Annotated in this window: 19 protein-coding genes; 8 read left to right on the top strand and 11 right to left on the bottom strand. The window is 53.7% G+C overall.

Annotation, left to right across the window (positions count from 1 at the left end; all coding sequences use genetic code 11):
- Nucleotides 1–35: 35 nt before the first annotated feature.
- From lpxM to znuA, 3 genes are all read right to left on the bottom strand, one after another.
- Nucleotides 36–1,007: a lauroyl-Kdo(2)-lipid IV(A) myristoyltransferase gene (lpxM, locus tag M2374_RS03365; protein ID WP_115258765.1), complete on the bottom strand. Its 972-nt coding sequence runs from the start codon at nucleotides 1,005–1,007 to the stop codon at nucleotides 36–38.
- 119 nt (nucleotides 1,008–1,126) lie between these two features.
- Nucleotides 1,127–2,446 carry a murein DD-endopeptidase MepM gene (gene mepM, locus M2374_RS03360; protein ID WP_096757429.1) on the bottom strand — a complete coding sequence of 440 codons (1,320 nt, stop codon included), beginning with the start codon at nucleotides 2,444–2,446 and terminating at the stop codon, nucleotides 1,127–1,129.
- 15 nt (nucleotides 2,447–2,461) lie between these two features.
- Nucleotides 2,462–3,406 carry a zinc ABC transporter substrate-binding protein ZnuA gene (gene znuA, locus M2374_RS03355; RefSeq protein ID WP_135912207.1) on the bottom strand — a complete coding sequence of 315 codons (945 nt, stop codon included), beginning with the start codon at nucleotides 3,404–3,406 and terminating at the stop codon, nucleotides 2,462–2,464.
- Nucleotides 3,407–3,484: 78 nt separating this feature from the next.
- Here znuA and znuC point away from each other — a divergent pair, with 78 nt between their 5' ends.
- Nucleotides 3,485–4,240, top strand: coding sequence for a zinc ABC transporter ATP-binding protein ZnuC (znuC, locus tag M2374_RS03350; protein ID WP_096757431.1), 756 nt, complete (start codon nucleotides 3,485–3,487; stop codon nucleotides 4,238–4,240).
- Nucleotides 4,237–5,022 (top strand): zinc ABC transporter permease subunit ZnuB, encoded by a 786-nt coding sequence (gene znuB / locus M2374_RS03345; RefSeq protein WP_135912208.1) that lies wholly within the window; start codon nucleotides 4,237–4,239, stop codon nucleotides 5,020–5,022. Before znuC ends, znuB begins: the two co-directional genes overlap by 4 nt.
- Before the next feature lie 87 nt (nucleotides 5,023–5,109).
- Here the strand turns inward: znuB and ruvB are convergent, their stop codons facing one another.
- From ruvB to aspS, 6 genes are all read right to left on the bottom strand, one after another.
- Nucleotides 5,110–6,120 carry a Holliday junction branch migration DNA helicase RuvB gene (ruvB, locus tag M2374_RS03340; protein WP_115258769.1) on the bottom strand — a complete coding sequence of 337 codons (1,011 nt, stop codon included), beginning with the start codon at nucleotides 6,118–6,120 and terminating at the stop codon, nucleotides 5,110–5,112.
- Nucleotides 6,121–6,128: 8 nt separating this feature from the next.
- Nucleotides 6,129–6,740 carry a Holliday junction branch migration protein RuvA gene (gene ruvA / locus M2374_RS03335; RefSeq protein WP_096757434.1) on the bottom strand — a complete coding sequence of 204 codons (612 nt, stop codon included), beginning with the start codon at nucleotides 6,738–6,740 and terminating at the stop codon, nucleotides 6,129–6,131.
- 81 nt (nucleotides 6,741–6,821) lie between these two features.
- Nucleotides 6,822–7,343 (bottom strand): crossover junction endodeoxyribonuclease RuvC, encoded by a 522-nt coding sequence (gene ruvC, locus M2374_RS03330; protein WP_045444124.1) that lies wholly within the window; start codon nucleotides 7,341–7,343, stop codon nucleotides 6,822–6,824.
- Nucleotides 7,344–7,377: 34 nt separating this feature from the next.
- A complete protein-coding gene (locus M2374_RS03325) occupies nucleotides 7,378–8,121 on the bottom strand; it encodes a YebC/PmpR family DNA-binding transcriptional regulator (protein ID WP_096757435.1) in 744 nt (247 codons plus the stop codon).
- Between the two features lie 28 nt (nucleotides 8,122–8,149).
- A complete protein-coding gene (nudB, locus tag M2374_RS03320) occupies nucleotides 8,150–8,593 on the bottom strand; it encodes a dihydroneopterin triphosphate diphosphatase (protein WP_096757436.1) in 444 nt (147 codons plus the stop codon).
- 1 nt (nucleotide 8,594) lies between these two features.
- Nucleotides 8,595–10,367: an aspartate--tRNA ligase gene (gene aspS / locus M2374_RS03315; protein WP_096757437.1), complete on the bottom strand. Its 1,773-nt coding sequence runs from the start codon at nucleotides 10,365–10,367 to the stop codon at nucleotides 8,595–8,597.
- Between the two features lie 264 nt (nucleotides 10,368–10,631).
- On the opposite strand from aspS, the gene M2374_RS03310 reads away from it, so the two are divergent.
- From M2374_RS03310 to cmoB, 5 genes are read left to right on the top strand one after another with little or no spacing between them, the layout of a single operon-like run.
- The gene (locus M2374_RS03310; protein WP_181219524.1) at nucleotides 10,632–11,198 is read left to right on the top strand and encodes a hydrolase; all 567 of its coding nucleotides are present in this window, start codon (nucleotides 10,632–10,634) and stop codon (nucleotides 11,196–11,198) included.
- Nucleotides 11,195–12,013, top strand: a complete 819-nt coding sequence (locus M2374_RS03305; protein WP_146716589.1) for a DUF72 domain-containing protein — start codon at nucleotides 11,195–11,197, stop codon at nucleotides 12,011–12,013. Before M2374_RS03310 ends, M2374_RS03305 begins: the two co-directional genes overlap by 4 nt.
- A 52-nt stretch (nucleotides 12,014–12,065) precedes the next feature.
- Nucleotides 12,066–12,461, top strand: coding sequence for an MAPEG family protein (locus tag M2374_RS03300; RefSeq protein WP_096757440.1), 396 nt, complete (start codon nucleotides 12,066–12,068; stop codon nucleotides 12,459–12,461).
- A gap of 40 nt (nucleotides 12,462–12,501) precedes the next feature.
- Nucleotides 12,502–13,245 carry a carboxy-S-adenosyl-L-methionine synthase CmoA gene (gene cmoA, locus M2374_RS03295; protein ID WP_096757441.1) on the top strand — a complete coding sequence of 248 codons (744 nt, stop codon included), beginning with the start codon at nucleotides 12,502–12,504 and terminating at the stop codon, nucleotides 13,243–13,245.
- Entirely contained in the window at nucleotides 13,242–14,210 is a 969-nt protein-coding gene (gene cmoB / locus M2374_RS03290; protein WP_115258776.1) for a tRNA 5-methoxyuridine(34)/uridine 5-oxyacetic acid(34) synthase CmoB, read from the top strand. Before cmoA ends, cmoB begins: the two co-directional genes overlap by 4 nt.
- Nucleotides 14,211–14,371: 161 nt before the next feature.
- Here cmoB and cutC read toward each other — a convergent pair whose 3' ends face one another.
- Complete coding sequence (cutC, locus tag M2374_RS03285; RefSeq protein WP_181688256.1) at nucleotides 14,372–15,118, bottom strand: copper homeostasis protein CutC; 747 nt, start codon at nucleotides 15,116–15,118, stop codon at nucleotides 14,372–14,374.
- Between the two features lie 2 nt (nucleotides 15,119–15,120).
- Complete coding sequence (locus M2374_RS03280) at nucleotides 15,121–15,687, bottom strand: VOC family protein (RefSeq protein WP_259153897.1); 567 nt, start codon at nucleotides 15,685–15,687, stop codon at nucleotides 15,121–15,123.
- A 238-nt stretch (nucleotides 15,688–15,925) separates the two neighbouring features.
- Between M2374_RS03280 and argS the strand changes: the two genes are divergently transcribed.
- Nucleotides 15,926–17,659 carry an arginine--tRNA ligase gene (argS, locus tag M2374_RS03275; protein WP_115258780.1) on the top strand — a complete coding sequence of 578 codons (1,734 nt, stop codon included), beginning with the start codon at nucleotides 15,926–15,928 and terminating at the stop codon, nucleotides 17,657–17,659.
- Nucleotides 17,660–17,712: the final 53 nt, after the last annotated feature.

The following is a 17,712-nucleotide window of genomic DNA, read 5'->3' as shown; positions in this document are numbered from 1 at the left end:
CCTCTCAAGTGAGAGGCTTTTTTTATTTCTTCTTTTTATTTCTTCGGGTAGAGATCTTTACGTTTATACGGCTCAATCTCACCGGGTTTGCGGGTTTTCAGCAGTTTTAAAATCCAGGTGTACTGCTCGAGGTGCGGCGCGACAAAAATCTCCACCTCTTCATTCATGCGTCTGGCAATGGTGTGGTCATCTGCGGTCAGGATGTCATCCATCGGCGGGCGGACCTGAATCGTCAGGCGATGTGTTTTTCCGTCATACACCGGGAACAGCGGCACAACCCGCGCATGGCAAACCTTCATCAGGCGACCAATCGCCGGCAATGTTGCTTTGTAGGTGGCAAAAAAATCAACAAATTCGCTGTGCTCGGGACCATGATCCTGATCCGGCAAATAGTATCCCCAATAGCCCTGACGCACGGACTGAATAAAGGGTTTGATGCCATCATTACGCGCATGCAAACGGCCACCAAAACGACGGCGTACCGTGTTCCAGACGTAATCAAAAACAGGATTACCCTGGTTATGGAACATCGCGGCCATTTTCTGGCCCTGCGAGGCCATCAGCATGGCTGGAATGTCGACACCCCAACCGTGCGGGACGAGAAAAATGACCTTTTCCTCGTTGCGGCGCATCTCTTCTATGATCTCCAGACCTTGCCAGTCAACCCGGTTTTGGATTTTCTCCGGGCCACGCAGGGCAAGCTCTGCCATCATCACCATCGCCTGCGGAGCCGTTGCAAACATCTCATCGACGATGGCTTCGCGCTCGGCTTCACTGCGCTCTGGAAAACACAGGGATAAATTAATCAGCGCTCTGCGGCGCGAACTTTTCCCCAACCTTCCGGCAAGACGTCCCAGCTTCGCCAGCACAGGATCGCGAAACGATGCAGGCGTTAACGCAATCCCTGCTATCGCCGCCACACCCAGCCAGGCACCCCAGTAGCGCGGATGGCGGAATGATTTATGAAATTCAGGGATATATTCAATATTCTTTTTTTTCGTTTCCATGCTCTTCCAGTGTCTGGTACCGCGAAAAATAAATCTGTTGATAGTGTAGCGGCGCGTCGTGCTCCGTACAAAATAAAAAAGCCGGCACGCATCGCGTACCGGCTTTGTCAGTATGCTGATTAATCGAAGCGCAACTGAGGCAGAACCTCTTTCACCTGCGCCAGGTACTCGGTACGATCCGAGCCGGTCAGCCCTTCTGTACGCGGCAGCTTCGCCGTTAACGGGTTCACGGCCTGCTGGTTAACCCAGACTTCATAATGCAAGTGTGGTCCAGTTGAACGCCCGGTGTTACCTGACAGCGCAATACGATCGCCGCGTTTTACTTTTTGTCCTGGTTTGACTAACAGTTTACGCAGGTGCATGTAGCGGGTGGTGTAGGTACGACCATGACGCACCGCGACATAGTAGCCTGCAGCGCCGCTGCGCTTCGCAACAACGACTTCACCATCACCTACCGACAGTACCGGCGTACCCTGCGGCATCGCGAAGTCGACGCCTTTGTGCGGTGCCACACGTCCGGTTACCGGATTCAGGCGACGCGGATTAAAGTTAGACGAGATGCGGAACTGTTTCGCTGTCGGGAAACGCATAAACCCTTTCGCCAACCCGGTACCGTTACGGTCATAGAACTTACCGTCTTCGGCACGAATCGCATAATAGTCTTTACCTTCAGAGCGCAAACGAACGCCCAGCAGTTGGCTTTGCTCACGCTTGCCGTCCAACATCTCGCGAGACATCAGCACCGAGAATTCATCGCCTTTTTTCAGTTTGCGGAAGTCCATCTGCCACTGCATAGCCTTAATCACCGCACTGATTTCAGAACTGGTCAGCCCGGCCTCTTTGGCGCTGGCGACGAAACTGCCGCCGACGGTGCCCTTGATACGGCTGTTAACCCAGTCGCCCTGCTGCATTTCACTGCTCATTTTGAAGCCCGTCGCAGTACGATCGTACGTGCGGGTTTCACGGCGAGAAACTTCCCAGGTCAGGCGCTGCAAATCTCCGTCAGAGGTCAGCGTCCAGGAAAGCTGTTGGCCAATCTTCAGGTTACGCAACTCTTTGTCCGAGGCGGCAAGCTGGCTGATATCGCCCATATCGATACCATACTGGTTCAGGATGCTGCTCAGCGTATCACCGGTCGAGACAACATATTCGTGAACGCCCACCTCACCGGAGGTTTTGTCATCCAGTTCATCCTGAGGAATCGCTTCATCTTCCTGAGCAGCCTGATCGATAGGTTCACTGGCCTCAGGCAACAGAGAACGAATCTCGCTTTTTTCAAGTTCGATGGTTTTGACAATCGGTGCAGCATCGGGATGGTAAACGTAAGGCCGCCAAACGGCGACGGCCAATGTAAGAACGGTCAGCGACCCCAGCATAACGCGATGGGGTCGGGGCAGATTATTAAATGCCAGAGCGACAGAGCGGGCTATCTGTTGCACGTATTCACTTCCTCATTAATCTCCTTTCAGGCAGCTCGCATACTGGTTGGCTAATTGGTTCAGAAACGCAGAATAGCTTGTTTTACCCAGTTTGATGTTTGTTCCGAGGGGATCCAACGTTCCCATTCGAACGGATGTCCCTCTCGCAACGGCTTCAACGACCGCTGGCCTGAACTGTGGCTCAGCAAAAACGCAGGTTGCTTTTTGCTCAACCAACTGTGTTCTTATTTCATGTAAACGCTGCGCACCAGGTTGAATCTCAGGGTTCACGGTAAAGTGACCAAGCGGTGTTAGTCCGTAATGTTTTTCGTAGTAGCCGTAGGCGTCATGAAAAACGAAATACCCTTTCCCCTTGAGCGGTGCGAGCTCGTTACCTACCTGCTTATCGGTTGCGGCTAATTGTGCCTCAAAATCCTTCAGGTTGGCGTCAAGTTTGGCTCGACTTTGCGGCATAAGTTCCACTAATTTTTCATGGATTGCAACCGCTGAGGCCCGCGCTATCTCTGGGGAAAGCCAAAGATGCATGTTGTAGTCGCCATGATGGTGATGTTCGTCACTTTTTTCACCGTGGGCGTCATTGTGTCCATGATCGTCATCATCATCGTCGCCCCCTTTCATGAGCAACGGCTTCACGTCATTGAGTTGCGCAATCGTTACCTGTTTCGCGTTAGGAATATTCTTGACAGATTTTTCCATAAACGCTTCCATTTCGGGGCCAATCCAAACAACTAAGTCCGCGCCCTGTAAGCGTTTTACGTCTGACGGACGCAATGAGTAATCATGTTCGGATGCGCCATCAGGCAGGAGAACCTCGGTATCCGTAACCCCATCAGCAATCGCTGAAGCGATAAACCCTAACGGCTTAAGCGAGGCAACGACGGCGGCATTTGCTGCCTGTGTTGCACTCCCCCAAAGAGCAGCGGATAATGCTGCGAAAAGAAGCGTATTTTTATGTAACATAATGCGACCAATCATCGTAATGAATGTAAGAAATGTGATATTATAACATTCTATAACTTCTGCAAGACTAAAATTGATATGACGACTTTGGTTTCACTGGAAAATGTCTCGGTCTCTTATGGTCAACGCCGCGTCCTTTCTGACGTTTCGCTTGAACTACGGCCCGGCAAAATTTTAACGCTTCTTGGTCCGAACGGTGCCGGGAAGTCTACGCTGGTGCGCGTTGTCCTCGGGCTGGTAGCAGCAGATGCAGGCGTTATCAAGCGTAACGGACAGCTGCGGATTGGCTATGTCCCGCAAAAACTGTATCTCGATACCACGCTGCCCCTGACGGTCAGCCGCTTTTTGCGCTTACGTCCGGATACAAAGAAGGACGATATTCTCCCGGCGCTCAAGCGCGTTCAGGCCGGACATCTGATGGATGCGCCGATGCAAAAACTGTCCGGCGGGGAAACGCAGCGCGTCCTGCTGGCTCGCGCATTGCTGAATAAACCACAGCTGCTGGTGCTGGATGAACCCACTCAGGGTGTGGATGTCAATGGTCAGGTCGCATTGTATGACCTTATCGACCAGCTTCGCCGTGAACTCGATTGCGCCGTACTGATGGTCTCGCATGATTTGCATCTGGTGATGGCGAAGACCGACGAAGTGCTGTGCCTCAACCACCATATTTGCTGCTCCGGCACGCCGGAAGTGGTCTCTATGCACCCGGAATTTATCTCTATGTTCGGGCAACGCGGTGCCGAGCAACTCGGAATTTACCGTCACAATCATAATCATCGCCATGATTTACAGGGTCGTATCGTATTACGCCGGGGAAATGGTCACTCATGATTGAATTGTTATTACCCGGTTGGTTAGCCGGGATCATGCTGGCCTGCGCCGCTGGCCCGCTGGGATCGTTTGTGGTCTGGCGTCGGATGTCTTATTTTGGCGACACGCTGGCGCACGCGTCACTGCTGGGTGTGGCCTTTGGTCTGCTGTTAGATGTAAACCCGTTCTATGCGGTTATCGCAGTCACTCTGATGCTGGCAGCGGGTCTGGTGTGGCTGGAGAAGCGCCCTCACCTCGCCATAGACACCTTGCTCGGCATTATGGCGCACAGCGCTCTGTCACTGGGCCTGGTGGTCGTCAGCCTGATGTCGAATATCCGTGTGGATTTGATGGCCTATCTGTTCGGTGACCTGCTTGCCGTGACGCCGGAAGATCTGATCTCCATCGCCATTGGTGTTGTCATTGTGCTAGCCATTCTCTTCTGGCAATGGCGCAACCTGCTGTCAATGACCATCAGCCCGGATCTCGCCTTTGTCGATGGCGTGAAGCTGCAACGCGTGAAGCTGCTGCTGATGCTGGTCACTGCGTTAACAATTGGTGTGGCGATGAAGTTTGTCGGCGCGCTCATTATTACGTCGCTGCTGATTATTCCTGCTGCCACCGCACGCCGTTTTGCGCGTACGCCTGAGCAGATGGCCGGTGTTGCCGTGGGCGTGGGGATGATAGCGGTGACGGGCGGCCTGACGTTCTCAGCGTTCTATGATACGCCAGCAGGGCCCTCCGTGGTGCTGTGTGCCGCGCTGATGTTTATTTTCAGCATGATGAAAAAGCAAGCGAGCTAAGAGTGTGTTGCCTGATGGCGCTTCGCGTATCAGGCCTACGTTCACAGGCAGGCTGGATTAGGCAAGCTGCCATCCGGCATAAAAAACTTAAGGCATTTGCGGCGGCGTAATACCGAAATGGTTCCAGGCGCGCACCGTCGCCATACGTCCGCGCGGCGTACGCTGCAGGAAGCCCTGCTGGATCAAATATGGCTCCAGCACGTCCTCAATCGTTTCACGCTCTTCACCAATAGCGGCGGCCAGGTTATCCAGCCCCACCGGCCCACCGAAGAATTTATCGATCACCGCCAGCAACAGCTTACGGTCCATGTAATCGAACCCTTCAGCGTCCACATTGAGCATATCCAGCGCCTGGGCGGCAATGTCTGCCGAGATGGTGCCATCATGCTTCACCTCGGCGAAGTCACGCACGCGACGCAGCAGACGGTTGGCAATACGCGGCGTTCCGCGCGCGCGGCGAGCAACTTCCAGCGCGCCCTCCTCGCTCATCTCCAGCCCCATATAACGCGCACTGCGCCCTACAATATGCTGAAGATCGGCAACCTGATAAAACTCCAGTCGCTGCACGATACCAAAACGGTCACGCAGCGGAGAGGTTAACGACCCGGCACGGGTTGTCGCGCCAATCAGCGTAAACGGCGGCAGGTCAATCTTGATCGAGCGTGCAGCAGGCCCTTCGCCGATCATGATATCCAGCTGATAGTCTTCCATCGCCGGATACAATACCTCTTCCACGACCGGCGATAAGCGATGGATCTCATCGATAAACAGCACGTCGTGCGGCTCGAGGTTCGTCAGCATTGCCGCCAAATCGCCCGCTTTTTCCAGCACCGGGCCGGAGGTGGTACGCAGGTTTACGCCCATTTCATTGGCGACAATATTGGCAAGCGTGGTTTTTCCAAGACCCGGAGGACCAAAGATCAGCAGGTGGTCGAGGGCATCACCGCGCAACTTCGCCGCCTGGATAAAAATCTCCATTTGCGAACGGACCTGAGGCTGACCGATATACTCATCGAGCAACTTGGGGCGGATCGCACGATCCACAATGTCTTCAGGTATCGTGCTGGCAGCTGAAATCAGGCGGTCTGCTTCAATCATCCTTTACCTCACAATGCAGCGCGGAGCGCTTCACGAATCAGGGTTTCACTGCTGGCATCAGGGCGGGCTATTTTGCTCACCATGCGGCTGGCTTCCTGTGGTTTATAGCCCAGCGCCACCAGCGCAGCAACCGCTTCCTGTTCGGCGTCATCCGTTACCGGACCCGCAGGTGACGTCAGCACCAGATCCGCCGCCGGTGTGAACAGATCGCCATGTAAGCCTTTAAAGCGGTCTTTCATTTCAACAATCAGGCGTTCAGCGGTTTTCTTACCGATACCCGGCAGTTTCACCAGCGCCCCGAGCTCTTCGCGTTCAACCGCGTTAACGAACTGCTGCGCCGACATGCCGGAGAGGATCGCAAGCGCCAGCTTCGGTCCAACGCCGTTGGTTTTAATCAGCTCTTTAAACAGCGTGCGTTCCTGCTTGTTGTTAAACCCGTACAGCAGCTGCGCATCTTCACGCACCACAAAATGGGTGAAAACAATCGCTTCCTGCCCGGCTTCCGGCAGCTCGTAAAAACAGGTCATCGGCATATGCACTTCATAGCCTACGCCACCCGTTTCCAGAAGAACCAACGGGGGTTGTTTTTCGAGAATGATGCCTCTGAGTCTGCCTATCACGTGACGCTCCTGCGTTAAGGGCTAAAAAGGTAATGCGCTATCATAAAAAAAGGCTGGATAGATATCCAGCCTCATTTGTCATTAACGTAGTCGACCACGCGCTAAATTCAGCCGGGTATCGCTCATTTGCATGGCGTTCTGACTGACGTGGCAGTGGGTAATGGCGATGGCCAACGCATCCGCGGCATCGGCCTGGGGATTTGCCGGGAGTTTTAGCAATGTGCGCACCATGTGCTGCACCTGACTTTTCTCCGCACTGCCTATCCCGACGACGGTTTGCTTCACCTGACGTGCCGCATATTCAAACACCGGAAGGTCCTGGTTTACGGCAGCAACAATCGCCACGCCGCGCGCCTGCCCCAGCTTAAGCGCCGAATCGGCGTTTTTTGCCATAAATACTTGCTCAATGGCAAAGTAGTCTGGCTGAAACTGGGTAATGATTTCCGACACGCCGGCATAAATTAGCTTCAGGCGCGACGGTAAATCATCTACTTTGGTACGAATACATCCACTGCCCAGATAGGTCAACTGTCGACCGACCTGGCGGATCACGCCATAGCCGGTGATGCGCGAGCCCGGGTCAATGCCGAGAATAATGGACATCACGCATCTCCTGTTATTTTACCGCTCAACCACGTCATTCTAACGTAGCAGCAACCTCATCGGAGATTTCGCCGTTGTGGTAAACTTCCTGCACGTCATCGCAGTCTTCCAGCATATCGATCAGACGCATCAGCTTCGGTGCTGTTTCTGCATCCATGTCCGCTTTGGTGGACGGGATCATCGTAACTTCAGCGCTGTCCGCTTTCAGACCAGCGGCTTCCAGTGCATCACGCACTTTACCCATCTCTTCCCATGCGGTGTAGACGTCAATCGCACCGTCATCATAGGTCACAACGTCTTCAGCACCGGCTTCCAACGCGGCTTCCATGATGGTGTCTTCGTCGCCTTGCTCAAAGGAGATAACGCCTTTTTTGCTAAACAGGTACGCAACTGAACCGTCAGTGCCCAGGTTACCACCGGTTTTAGTGAACGCATGGCGCACTTCCGCAACAGTACGGTTACGGTTGTCAGACAGGCATTCAATCATGACCGCTGTCCCGCCAGGACCGTAACCTTCATAAATGATGGTTTCCATGTTTGCGTCTTCGTCACCGCCCACACCGCGCGCGATGGCACGGTTCAGGGTGTCACGCGTCATGTTGTTGGACAGCGCTTTATCGACAGCCGCACGCAGACGCGGGTTCGCGTCCGGATCGCCACCACCAAGCTTAGCGGCCGTAACCAGCTCGCGAATGATTTTGGTGAAGATCTTGCCGCGCTTGGAATCCTGCGCTGCTTTACGGTGTCTGGTGTTGGCCCATTTACTATGACCTGCCATAAATAATATCTCCAAAAAGCGCGCCTTCTCAGGCGACGTTAATTACAAATTCTTCAATCGCCTGCCGGTTACTCCACGATTTGGTTAACTGTGCAGCTTCCGCCGCATCAACCCAACGATAGGTCAGATGTTCAGTGAACACGATCTCTCGTTCCGAGGGGAGTGCCAGGCAAAACCAGGATTCCGTATTCCGTTCGATTCCCGGTGCGTAGCGATGTCGTAAATGGCTAAAAATCTCGAACTCCACCGTGCGCTGACAGTCAATTAAGGTCAGTTGCTCGCGGGCAACGTCAATGGTGACCTCTTCCTTTACTTCGCGCATGGCGGCTTGCGACGCGGTTTCACCCTCTTCAAGGCTGCCGGTGACCGACTGCCAGAAATCAGGATCGTCGCGTCGCTGTAACATCAGCACTCTTCCGGTGTCCTTTGCATAAATCACGACTAACACCGAGACAGGCTGTTTGTATGTCATATCAGTTATTCTCGGCCTTCTTCACAACCTGAATGCTCAGTTCCGCCAGGGCAGCGTCGTTGGCAAAACTTGGCGCTTCGGTCATCAGGCACGCGGCAGCCGTGGTTTTCGGGAAGGCAATAACGTCACGAATGTTATCGGTACCGGTCAGCAGCATGGTCAGACGATCCAGACCAAACGCCAGGCCCGCGTGCGGCGGAGTACCGTATTTCAGCGCGTCCAGCAGGAAGCCGAACTTCTCACGCTGTTCTTGCTCGTTGATACCCAGAATACCAAACACGGTTTGCTGCATGTCGCCGTTATGGATACGCACGGAACCGCCGCCCACTTCGTAACCGTTGATGACCATATCGTACGCATTGGCAACGGCCTCTTCCGGCGCGGCTTTCAGCTCAGCGGCCGTCATGTCTTTCGGCGCGGTAAACGGATGGTGCATCGCGGTCAGGCCACCTTCACCGTCGTCTTCAAACATTGGGAAGTCGATAACCCACAGCGGCGCCCATTTGGTTTCGTCGGTCAGGCTCAGATCTTTACCCAGTTTCAGACGCAGTGCGCCCATTGAGTCAGCAACCACTTTCTTGTTGTCTGCGCCGAAGAAAATCATGTCGCCATCTTGTGCGCCGGTGCGCTCAAGAATCGCGTCAACGATATCGGCATTCAGGAACTTAGCAACTGGGCTGGTTACCCCTTCCAGACCTTTCGCACGTTCGGTGACCTTAATGTAAGCTAGGCCTTTCGCGCCGTAGATCTTGATGAAATTACCGTAATCGTCGATCTGCTTACGGCTTAAGCTTGCTCCACCCGGTACACGCAGCGCAGCCACGCGACCTTTGGCATCGTTAGCCGGGCCGGAGAAGACGGCGAAATCAACGGACTTCAGCAGGTCAGCAACGTCAACCAGCTCCATCGGGTTACGCAGGTCCGGTTTATCAGAGCCGTAGCGACGTTCGGCTTCCGCAAAGGTCATGATCGGGAAATCACCCAGATCCACACCTTTTACTTCCAGCCACAGATTACGCACTAACGCTTCCATCACTTCGCGCACCTGCGGTGCGGTCATGAAGGAGGTCTCAACATCGATCTGGGTAAATTCAGGTTGACGGTCAGCACGTAAGTCTTCGTCACGGAAGCATTTTACGATCTGATAGTAACGATCAAAGCCAGACATCATCAGCAGCTGCTTGAACAGCTGTGGAGACTGCGGCAGGGCGTAGAATTTGCCTTTATGGACGCGGGAAGGCACCAGATAGTCACGTGCGCCTTCCGGAGTCGCTTTGGTCAGCATCGGCGTTTCGATGTCGAGGAAGCCGTGATCGTCCATAAAACGACGCACCAGGCTGGTGATTTTGGCACGGGTTTTCAGACGCTGCGCCATTTCCGGACGACGCAGATCCAGATAGCGATACTTCAGACGTGCTTCTTCGGTGTTAACGTGGTTAGAGTCCAGCGGCAGCGAGTCTGAACGGTTGATGATGGTCAGATCGGACGCCAGTACTTCAATTTCGCCGGTCGCCATATCGGCGTTGACGTTTTTCGCGTCACGCGCACGCACGGTGCCCGTAACCTGGATGCAGAACTCATTACGCAGTTCGGAGGCCAGCTTTAACGCGTCCGCACGGTCCGGATCGAAAAATACCTGCACGATACCTTCGCGGTCGCGCATATCGATGAAGATCAGGCTACCAAGATCACGACGACGGTTGACCCAACCACACAGAGTCACCTGCTGCCCCTCGTGGGACAGACGTAGCTGTCCGCAATATTCTGTACGCATGAGATATCCCTTAACTTTGCCGCAGGCGGATTGTCACCTGCCTTGCAGATGACGAAGTCGCAGCTTTAGCTGAATGTCACAACTGAATGAAAAAAGGCGGCTATTATACTGGAAATTCTGCCGCACGATAAGTCCGGTACTGACTGTACGCGTGTTTCCTACGCGGGTATTGCGTAATCTCACAAAAAATAACAAAAATTGTCGCCCCTTTCACACACAATCGCGATTAAGGTGTAACGGAATTCTTTTTTGACTGGAGTCACCATGCTGGAACTGAACGCTAAAACCACCGCCCTTGTCGTTATTGATCTACAGGAAGGGATCTTACCCTTCGCCGGCGGCCCCCATTCGGCAAGCGACGTGGTAACCCACGCCGCACGCCTTGCGGCACAATTCCGAGCTCACGGTTCACCGGTAGTGATGGTTCGCGTTGGCTGGTCTGACGACTACGCAGAAGCCCTGAAACAGCCGGTAGATGCCCAGGCACCGGCTAAAGCACTCCCTGCAAACTGGTGGGACTATCCGACAGCGCTGGGCAAAAACGCCAGTGACATCGAAGTGATCAAACGCCAGTGGGGTGCCTTTTACGGCACCGACCTCGAACTCCAACTGCGCCGCCGGGGCGTTGACACTATCGTGTTATGCGGGATCTCCACCAACATCGGCGTTGAGTCAACGGCGCGTAATGCCTGGGAACTGGGTTTTAACCTGGTGATTGCCGAAAATGCCTGTAGCGCAGCCAGTGCCGATCAGCATCAGGGCAGCATGACGCATATCTTCCCGCGCATTGCACGCGTGCGCAGCGTGGACGAGATCCTGCAAGCGTTATGATCTATATCGGCCTGCCGCAGTGGTCGCATCCGAAGTGGGTGCGCCTGGGGATCACCAGCCTTGAAGAGTATGCCCGCTACTTTAACTGTGTTGAGGGCAATACCACACTCTACGCGCTGCCAAAAGCCGAGATTGTTACGCGCTGGCAGGCGCAGACTACCGATGACTTTCGCTTCTGCTTTAAGTTTCCGGCGACCATTTCGCATCAAGCTGCATTGCGAAACTGTGATGATTTGGTGCAAGAATTTTTCACCCGCATGTCACCGCTGGAAGCGCGAATCGGGCAATATTGGTTGCAGCTACCCGCCACCTTTTCTCCTCGCGATCTCCCTGCTCTGTGGGCGTTTCTCGATGCGTTACCCGCATCGTTTACCTACGGGGTGGAAGTTCGCCATCCTGAATTTTTTACCAAAGGTGAAGACGAGAAATGGTTCAATCGTGGCTTACACGAGCGAGGGGTCAATCGGGTAATTTTAGATAGTCGGCCGGTACACGCCGCGGTTCCTCACAGTGAAGCGATTCGCGATGCGCAGCGCAAAAAACCGAAAGTTCCGGTCCATGCAGTGGTTACCGCGAACAATCCCATGGTGCGCTTTATCGGCAGCGATAATATGGAGCAAAACCGAACGTTATTTAACGTATGGCTGGCCAAACTGTCTCTCTGGAAGCAGACCACCACACCCTATCTGTTTTTACATACGCCAGACATCGCGCAGGCCCCGGAGCTTGTAGATACGCTATGGGCAGATTTACGCAGCGCTCTGCCAGAGATCGGATCAGCACCGTCTATTCCACAGCAATCTTCTCTTTTCTGAAAATGCCACCTATCATAGTCAATGCCAGCAGCCATTTTAAAAGGGAGTTTGTATGGTAAGCGCGCTATATGCCGTACTGGGTGCGTTATTGTTGATTAAGTTCTCCTTTGACGTTGTCCGCCTGCGTATGCAGTATCGCGTGGCTTATGGCGACGGCGGTTTTAGCGAACTACAAAGTGCGATTCGCATTCACGGTAATGCGGTGGAATATATCCCCGTCGCATTAGTGTTGCTGTTATTTATGGAAATGAACGGCGCGGAAACGTGGATGGTGCATATTTGCGGGCTGATGTTAATTGCTGGTCGGCTGATGCATTATTACGGATTCCACCACCGTCTGTTCCGCTGGCGTCGTTCCGGCATGAGCGCCACCTGGTGCTCGCTGGTGCTAATGGTGCTGGCGAATCTCTGGTATATGCCCTGGGAGTTGGTTTTCTCCCTGCATTAGCGCACAATACGCCACTTTATTTTTCCCGGATTTTTACGTTATGTCTCACCGCGACACGCTTTTTTCTGCGCCTATCGCCAGTCTGGGTGACTGGACCTTTGATGAACGGGTAGCTGAAGTCTTCCCGGATATGATCCAGCGCTCCGTTCCCGGCTACTCCAACATCATTTCGATGATTGGTATGCTGGCCGAACGTTTCGTGCAACCCAACACGCAGGTCTACGATCTGGGCTGTTCATTGGGCGCCGCGACGCTCTCGGTGCGTCGCAGTATTCAGCATGACAATTGTAAAATTATTGCCGTCGACAACTCCCCGGCCATGGTTGAACGCTGCCGCCGTCATATTGACGCCTATAAAGCCCCTATTCCGGTCGAAGTTGTCGAAGGGGATATTCGCAACATTACTATTGAAAACGCCTCAATGGTGGTGCTGAATTTTACCCTGCAATTCCTTGAGCCAGCGGAGCGCCAGGCATTGTTGGATAAGATTTATCAGGGGCTGAATCCTGGCGGCGCGCTGGTGCTGTCGGAGAAATTCAGTTTCGAAGATGCAAAAGTGGGTGAGCTGTTGTTCAACATGCACCACGATTTCAAGCGGGCAAATGGCTACAGCGAACTGGAAATCAGCCAAAAGCGCAGCATGCTGGAAAACGTCATGCTGACCGACTCGGTCGAAACCCATAAAGCGCGCCTGCATCAGGCTGGTTTTGAACACAGCGAACTGTGGTTCCAGTGCTTTAACTTTGGTTCTCTGGTGGCACTAAAAGCTGAGGTTGCGGCATGATCGACTTTGGTAACTTTTATCAGCTGATTGCCAAAAATCATCTTTCTCATTGGCTGGAAACGCTCCCGGCGCAAATTGCGAGCTGGCAGCGCGATCAGCATGGCCTGTTTAAGCAGTGGTCGAACGCGGTAGAGTTTTTGCCCGAACTGACACCGCACCGTCTGGACTTGCTGCACAGTGTCACCGCTGAAAGCGAAGAGCCGCTCAGCGACGGTCAGCTTAAACGCATTGATACATTAATGCGCAATTTGATGCCGTGGCGTAAAGGGCCATACTCACTGTATGGCGTCAATATCGACACCGAATGGCGTTCTGACTGGAAATGGGATCGCGTTCTGCCGCATTTATCCGACCTGACCGGACGGACGATCCTGGATGTCGGCTGCGGCAGCGGGTATCACATGTGGCGCATGATCGGTGCAGGCGCGCACCTGGCCGTTGGGATTGATCCGACCCAGTTATTCCTGTGTCAGTTCGAAGCGGTGCGAAAACTGCTGGGCAACGACCAGCGCGCGCATCTGCTGCCGCTGGGTATTGAACAGCTTCCGGCGTTGAACGCGTTTGATACCGTTTTCTCAATGGGCGTGCTCTATCACCGTCGTTCTCCGCTGGAACATCTCTGGCAGTTGAAAGATCAACTGGTACAAGACGGTGAACTGGTACTGGAAACGCTGGTGGTTGAAGGGGACGAAAATACCGTGCTGGTGCCGGGTGACCGCTACGCACAAATGCGCAACGTCTACTTTATTCCGTCTGCTCTGGCGTTGAAAAACTGGCTGGAGAAGTGCGGTTTTGTTGATGTCCGCATTGCCGACGTGTGTGTGACCACTACCGAAGAACAGCGCCGTACCGAGTGGATGATTACCGAATCGCTGGCTGATTTCCTCGACCCGAACGACAGCAGTAAAACGGTAGAAGGGTACCCTGCCCCGCTGCGCGCGGTCTTGATTGCGCGTAAGCCGTGATGGATTGCCCGGTGGCGCTACGCTTACCGGGCCTACAACTCCCGTAGGCCTGATAAGGCATCGCCGCCATCAGGCATAAAAGGATAAAAAAAGGCCCCTGTAATTGCAGGGGCCTGGTACGAGCAAGCATCATATTGGGCGACATGATGCAACGGTAAAAATCAGCTGGCCCGATGGTGCGCAATAATCGCTTTCATTTCAGCAACCGCCGCCCCGTCTACCGCATAGCGGGAATATTCATCCGCTTGCGCATCCGAAGACATCGACAACCCCGCATTGCGATAACGCATGGGAGAAGCCAGCCATACTCCGGCAGAACTGTGGACTTCCTGCACACCGGCGTCGAGGAATAGAGACAAATTCGCAGCGCGAACCCCCGCTCCGGCCATAATGATTGGAGCACCGGGCAGTGCAATAAGTTCCATTATTTTTGTTAAACCTTGCGCAGCATCTGATTTTTGCCCGGAAGTCAGCACTCGGGCGACACCCAAATCAGATAAACTTTTCAGCGCATTTAAGGGGTTGGCACACATATCAAAGGCCCGATGAAACGTGACATTTAGCGTACCGGCTGTCCGCATAATTTTTTCCATGCGCGACATATCGACGTTGCCATCAACATCTAATAACCCGGTTACCAGCCCGGAGAATCCGAGATCTCTGACCATGGCGATATCATCCAGCATGGCGGCGAATTCACCGTCGGTATAGCAAAAATCCCCGCCGCGCGGGCGGATAATCGGATAGACGGGAATATCAATATGCTGACGAACGGTACGTAATACACCCAGTGATGGGGTTAAGCCCCCTTCTTTGGGTGCCGAACACAGTTCAATACGATCCGCGCCATTTTTTTGTGCCGTCAGCGCACACTCCATGCTGTAACAGCAGATTTCCAGCAGTGCCATGGTTACTCCTGTTGCTCGCTTGCCACAATCGTTTCAATTGACCATGGATGAAACTTGATAGTCACGCTGCCGTCGCTGACCGCCAGCGTCGGGTTCAGTAACCGCTCACGCTCGCCTTGTGGTGAACTGGTTTTCACAAAGATACCCGGCTGACTCAATCCTTCATCAGAAAGTAACGCCAGCGCTCGCGCATTCAACGTTTCCGGCTCGCCCGGCAGAACAATCTCAATATGCTCCCAACCCTCATGTGGGTAGCGTTTTTCACCCGGCCACGGCAACTCCACAATAGAAAACTGCCAGTGCGCCACGCACACCGGCTCATCCAGTTTGAACAGGCAAATCGGTCTGCCATTGATGATATTTTCCGACAACAGCTGGCCGCACTGTTCAAACCCGTGACGCCAGCGCTCTGCGGTGGTGTTTTGATGACAGCGCAGAGAGATGTGATCGGCTTCAAGCGGAGCAATATTCAAACCCAGACGGGTGGAAAGTTCAGTTAACGCCTGAGTGAAATGCCCTAAATCTGCGGAAATATCATGCAGTTCTGCAACGGTTTGCCAGTTCGCCATATTGAAAGCTCATATCCATGTTCAAAGTCGCTAATTTACTCTGTTGCGCAGTACCATCCAACCGCTGATTTTTTCAGGGAAAAAATGAATGATTATGCGTCATTGCCCTGCGTCTATTTTAGGCCGCGCGCGGCACGCACAATGCTGACGGCAACGGGCATTTGCAGTATACTCCCGGCCTAAATTCTTAATCTGGCGCGGTGTATAGTAAAGCGCTTCATAAATGTAAGGTATTCCGGTGAATATTCAGGCTCTTCTCTCAGAAAAAGTCCGTCAGGCCATGATTGCTGCAGGTGCGCCTGCAGATTGCGAACCTCAGGTTCGTCAGTCAGCAAAAGTACAGTTCGGCGACTATCAGGCCAACGGCATGATGGCAGTCGCTAAAAAACTGGGTATGGCGCCGCGACAACTGGCAGAGCAGGTGCTGACTCATCTGGATCTCAACGGGATTGCCAGCAAGGTTGAAATTGCGGGCCCGGGCTTTATCAATATTTTCCTCGATCCAGCATTCCTGGCGCAGCACGTGCAGCAGGCGCTGGCCTCCGATCGTCTGGGCGTTGCACAGCCAGAAAAGCAAACCGTTGTTGTTGACTACTCTGCGCCAAACGTGGCGAAAGAGATGCACGTAGGCCACCTGCGTTCCACCATCATCGGTGATGCGGCTGTCCGTACGCTGGAGTTTCTCGGCCATAAAGTCATCCGCGCAAACCACGTTGGCGACTGGGGAACCCAGTTCGGTATGCTCATCGCGTGGCTGGAAAAGCAGCAGCAGGAAAACGCGGGTGAAATGGCGCTGGCTGACCTTGAAGGTTTCTATCGTGACGCGAAAAAACATTACGACGAAGATGAAGAATTCGCCGAGCGCGCACGTAGCTACGTGGTGAAGTTGCAGGGTGGTGATGCTTACTTCCGCGAAATGTGGCGCAAACTGGTCGACATTACCATGTCGCAGAACCAGTTAACCTACGATCGTCTGAACGTGACGCTGACCCGCGACGACGTGATGGGTGAAAGCCTGTACAACCCGATGCTGCCAGGCATTGTTGCGGATCTCAAAGCCAAAGGCCTGGCCGTTGAAAGCGAAGGCGCGACTGTCGTATTCCTTGATGAGTATAAAAACAAGGAAGGCGAACCGATGGGCGTTATCATCCAGAAGAAAGATGGTGGTTATCTGTACACTACCACTGATATCGCCTGCGCCAAGTACCGTTACGAAACACTGCATGCCGATCGCGTGCTGTATTACATCGACTCCCGCCAGCATCAGCATTTAATGCAGGCATGGACCATCGTGCGTAAAGCCGGTTACGTGCCGGATTCCGTACCGCTGGAACACCACATGTTCGGCATGATGCTCGGCAAAGACGGTAAACCGTTCAAGACCCGCGCGGGTGGCACGGTTAAACTGGCCGATCTGTTAGATGAAGCGCTGGAGCGTGCACGTCGTCTGGTGGCAGAGAAGAACCCGGACATGCCTGCCGACGAGCTGGAAAAACTGGCGAATGCGGTCGGTATCGGCGCCGTGAAGTATGCAGATCTGTCGAAAAACCGTACCACGGATTACATCTTCGACTGGGATAATATGCTGGCCTTCGAAGGCAATACCGCACCGTACATGCAGTATGCCTACACCCGCGTACTGTCCGTGTTCCGTAAGGCAGATATCGACGAAAGTGCGCTGGCCAGCGCGAAGGTCATCATCAGTGAAGATCGTGAAGCCCAACTGGCGGCGCGTCTGCTGCAGTTTGAAGAAACGCTCACCGTCGTTGCACGTGAAGGTACACCGCACGTGATGTGCGCCTATCTGTACGATCTTGCCGGTTTGTTCTCTGGTTTCTACGAACATTGCCCAATCCTCAGCGCCGAGAGCGAAGAGATTCGTAACAGCCGCCTGAAGCTGGCACAGTTGACGGCGAAAACGCTGAAGCTGGGTCTGGATACGCTGGGTATCGAAACCGTAGAACGTATGTAATCACCACGAGTGATGTGAAAGCCCGCGCTATGTCGCGGGCTTTTTTATTTTCC

The sequence above is a fragment of the Citrobacter sp. JUb117 genome, assembly GCF_024809055.1.
In the GTDB taxonomy this organism is placed as follows: domain Bacteria; phylum Pseudomonadota; class Gammaproteobacteria; order Enterobacterales; family Enterobacteriaceae; genus Citrobacter; species Citrobacter gillenii.
The sequence above is the reverse complement of the archived record's forward strand: the minus strand, read 5'-3'. Positions and strand labels throughout refer to the sequence as shown.

Excerpts from the sequence above, each read along its gene's own strand:
- aspS (WP_096757437.1), bottom strand. The coding sequence starts at position 10,367 with ATGCGTACAGAATATTGCGGACAGCTACGTCTGTCCCACGAGGGGCAG.
- cutC (WP_181688256.1), bottom strand. The coding sequence starts at position 15,118 with ATGGCACTGCTGGAAATCTGCTGTTACAGCATGGAGTGTGCGCTGACG.
- cmoA (WP_096757441.1), top strand. The coding sequence starts at position 12,502 with ATGTCTCACCGCGACACGCTTTTTTCTGCGCCTATCGCCAGTCTGGGT.
- nudB (WP_096757436.1), bottom strand. The coding sequence starts at position 8,593 with ATGACATACAAACAGCCTGTCTCGGTGTTAGTCGTGATTTATGCAAAG.
- cmoB (WP_115258776.1), top strand. The coding sequence starts at position 13,242 with ATGATCGACTTTGGTAACTTTTATCAGCTGATTGCCAAAAATCATCTT.
- znuA (WP_135912207.1), bottom strand. The coding sequence starts at position 3,406 with ATGTTACATAAAAATACGCTTCTTTTCGCAGCATTATCCGCTGCTCTT.
- M2374_RS03300 (WP_096757440.1), top strand. The coding sequence starts at position 12,066 with ATGGTAAGCGCGCTATATGCCGTACTGGGTGCGTTATTGTTGATTAAG.
- ruvB (WP_115258769.1), bottom strand. The coding sequence starts at position 6,120 with ATGATTGAAGCAGACCGCCTGATTTCAGCTGCCAGCACGATACCTGAA.
- lpxM (WP_115258765.1), bottom strand. The coding sequence starts at position 1,007 with ATGGAAACGAAAAAAAAGAATATTGAATATATCCCTGAATTTCATAAA.
- M2374_RS03310 (WP_181219524.1), top strand. The coding sequence starts at position 10,632 with ATGCTGGAACTGAACGCTAAAACCACCGCCCTTGTCGTTATTGATCTA.
- znuC (WP_096757431.1), top strand. The coding sequence starts at position 3,485 with ATGACGACTTTGGTTTCACTGGAAAATGTCTCGGTCTCTTATGGTCAA.
- ruvC (WP_045444124.1), bottom strand. The coding sequence starts at position 7,343 with ATGTCCATTATTCTCGGCATTGACCCGGGCTCGCGCATCACCGGCTAT.
- M2374_RS03305 (WP_146716589.1), top strand. The coding sequence starts at position 11,195 with ATGATCTATATCGGCCTGCCGCAGTGGTCGCATCCGAAGTGGGTGCGC.
- M2374_RS03325 (WP_096757435.1), bottom strand. The coding sequence starts at position 8,121 with ATGGCAGGTCATAGTAAATGGGCCAACACCAGACACCGTAAAGCAGCG.
- znuB (WP_135912208.1), top strand. The coding sequence starts at position 4,237 with ATGATTGAATTGTTATTACCCGGTTGGTTAGCCGGGATCATGCTGGCC.
- M2374_RS03280 (WP_259153897.1), bottom strand. The coding sequence starts at position 15,687 with ATGGCGAACTGGCAAACCGTTGCAGAACTGCATGATATTTCCGCAGAT.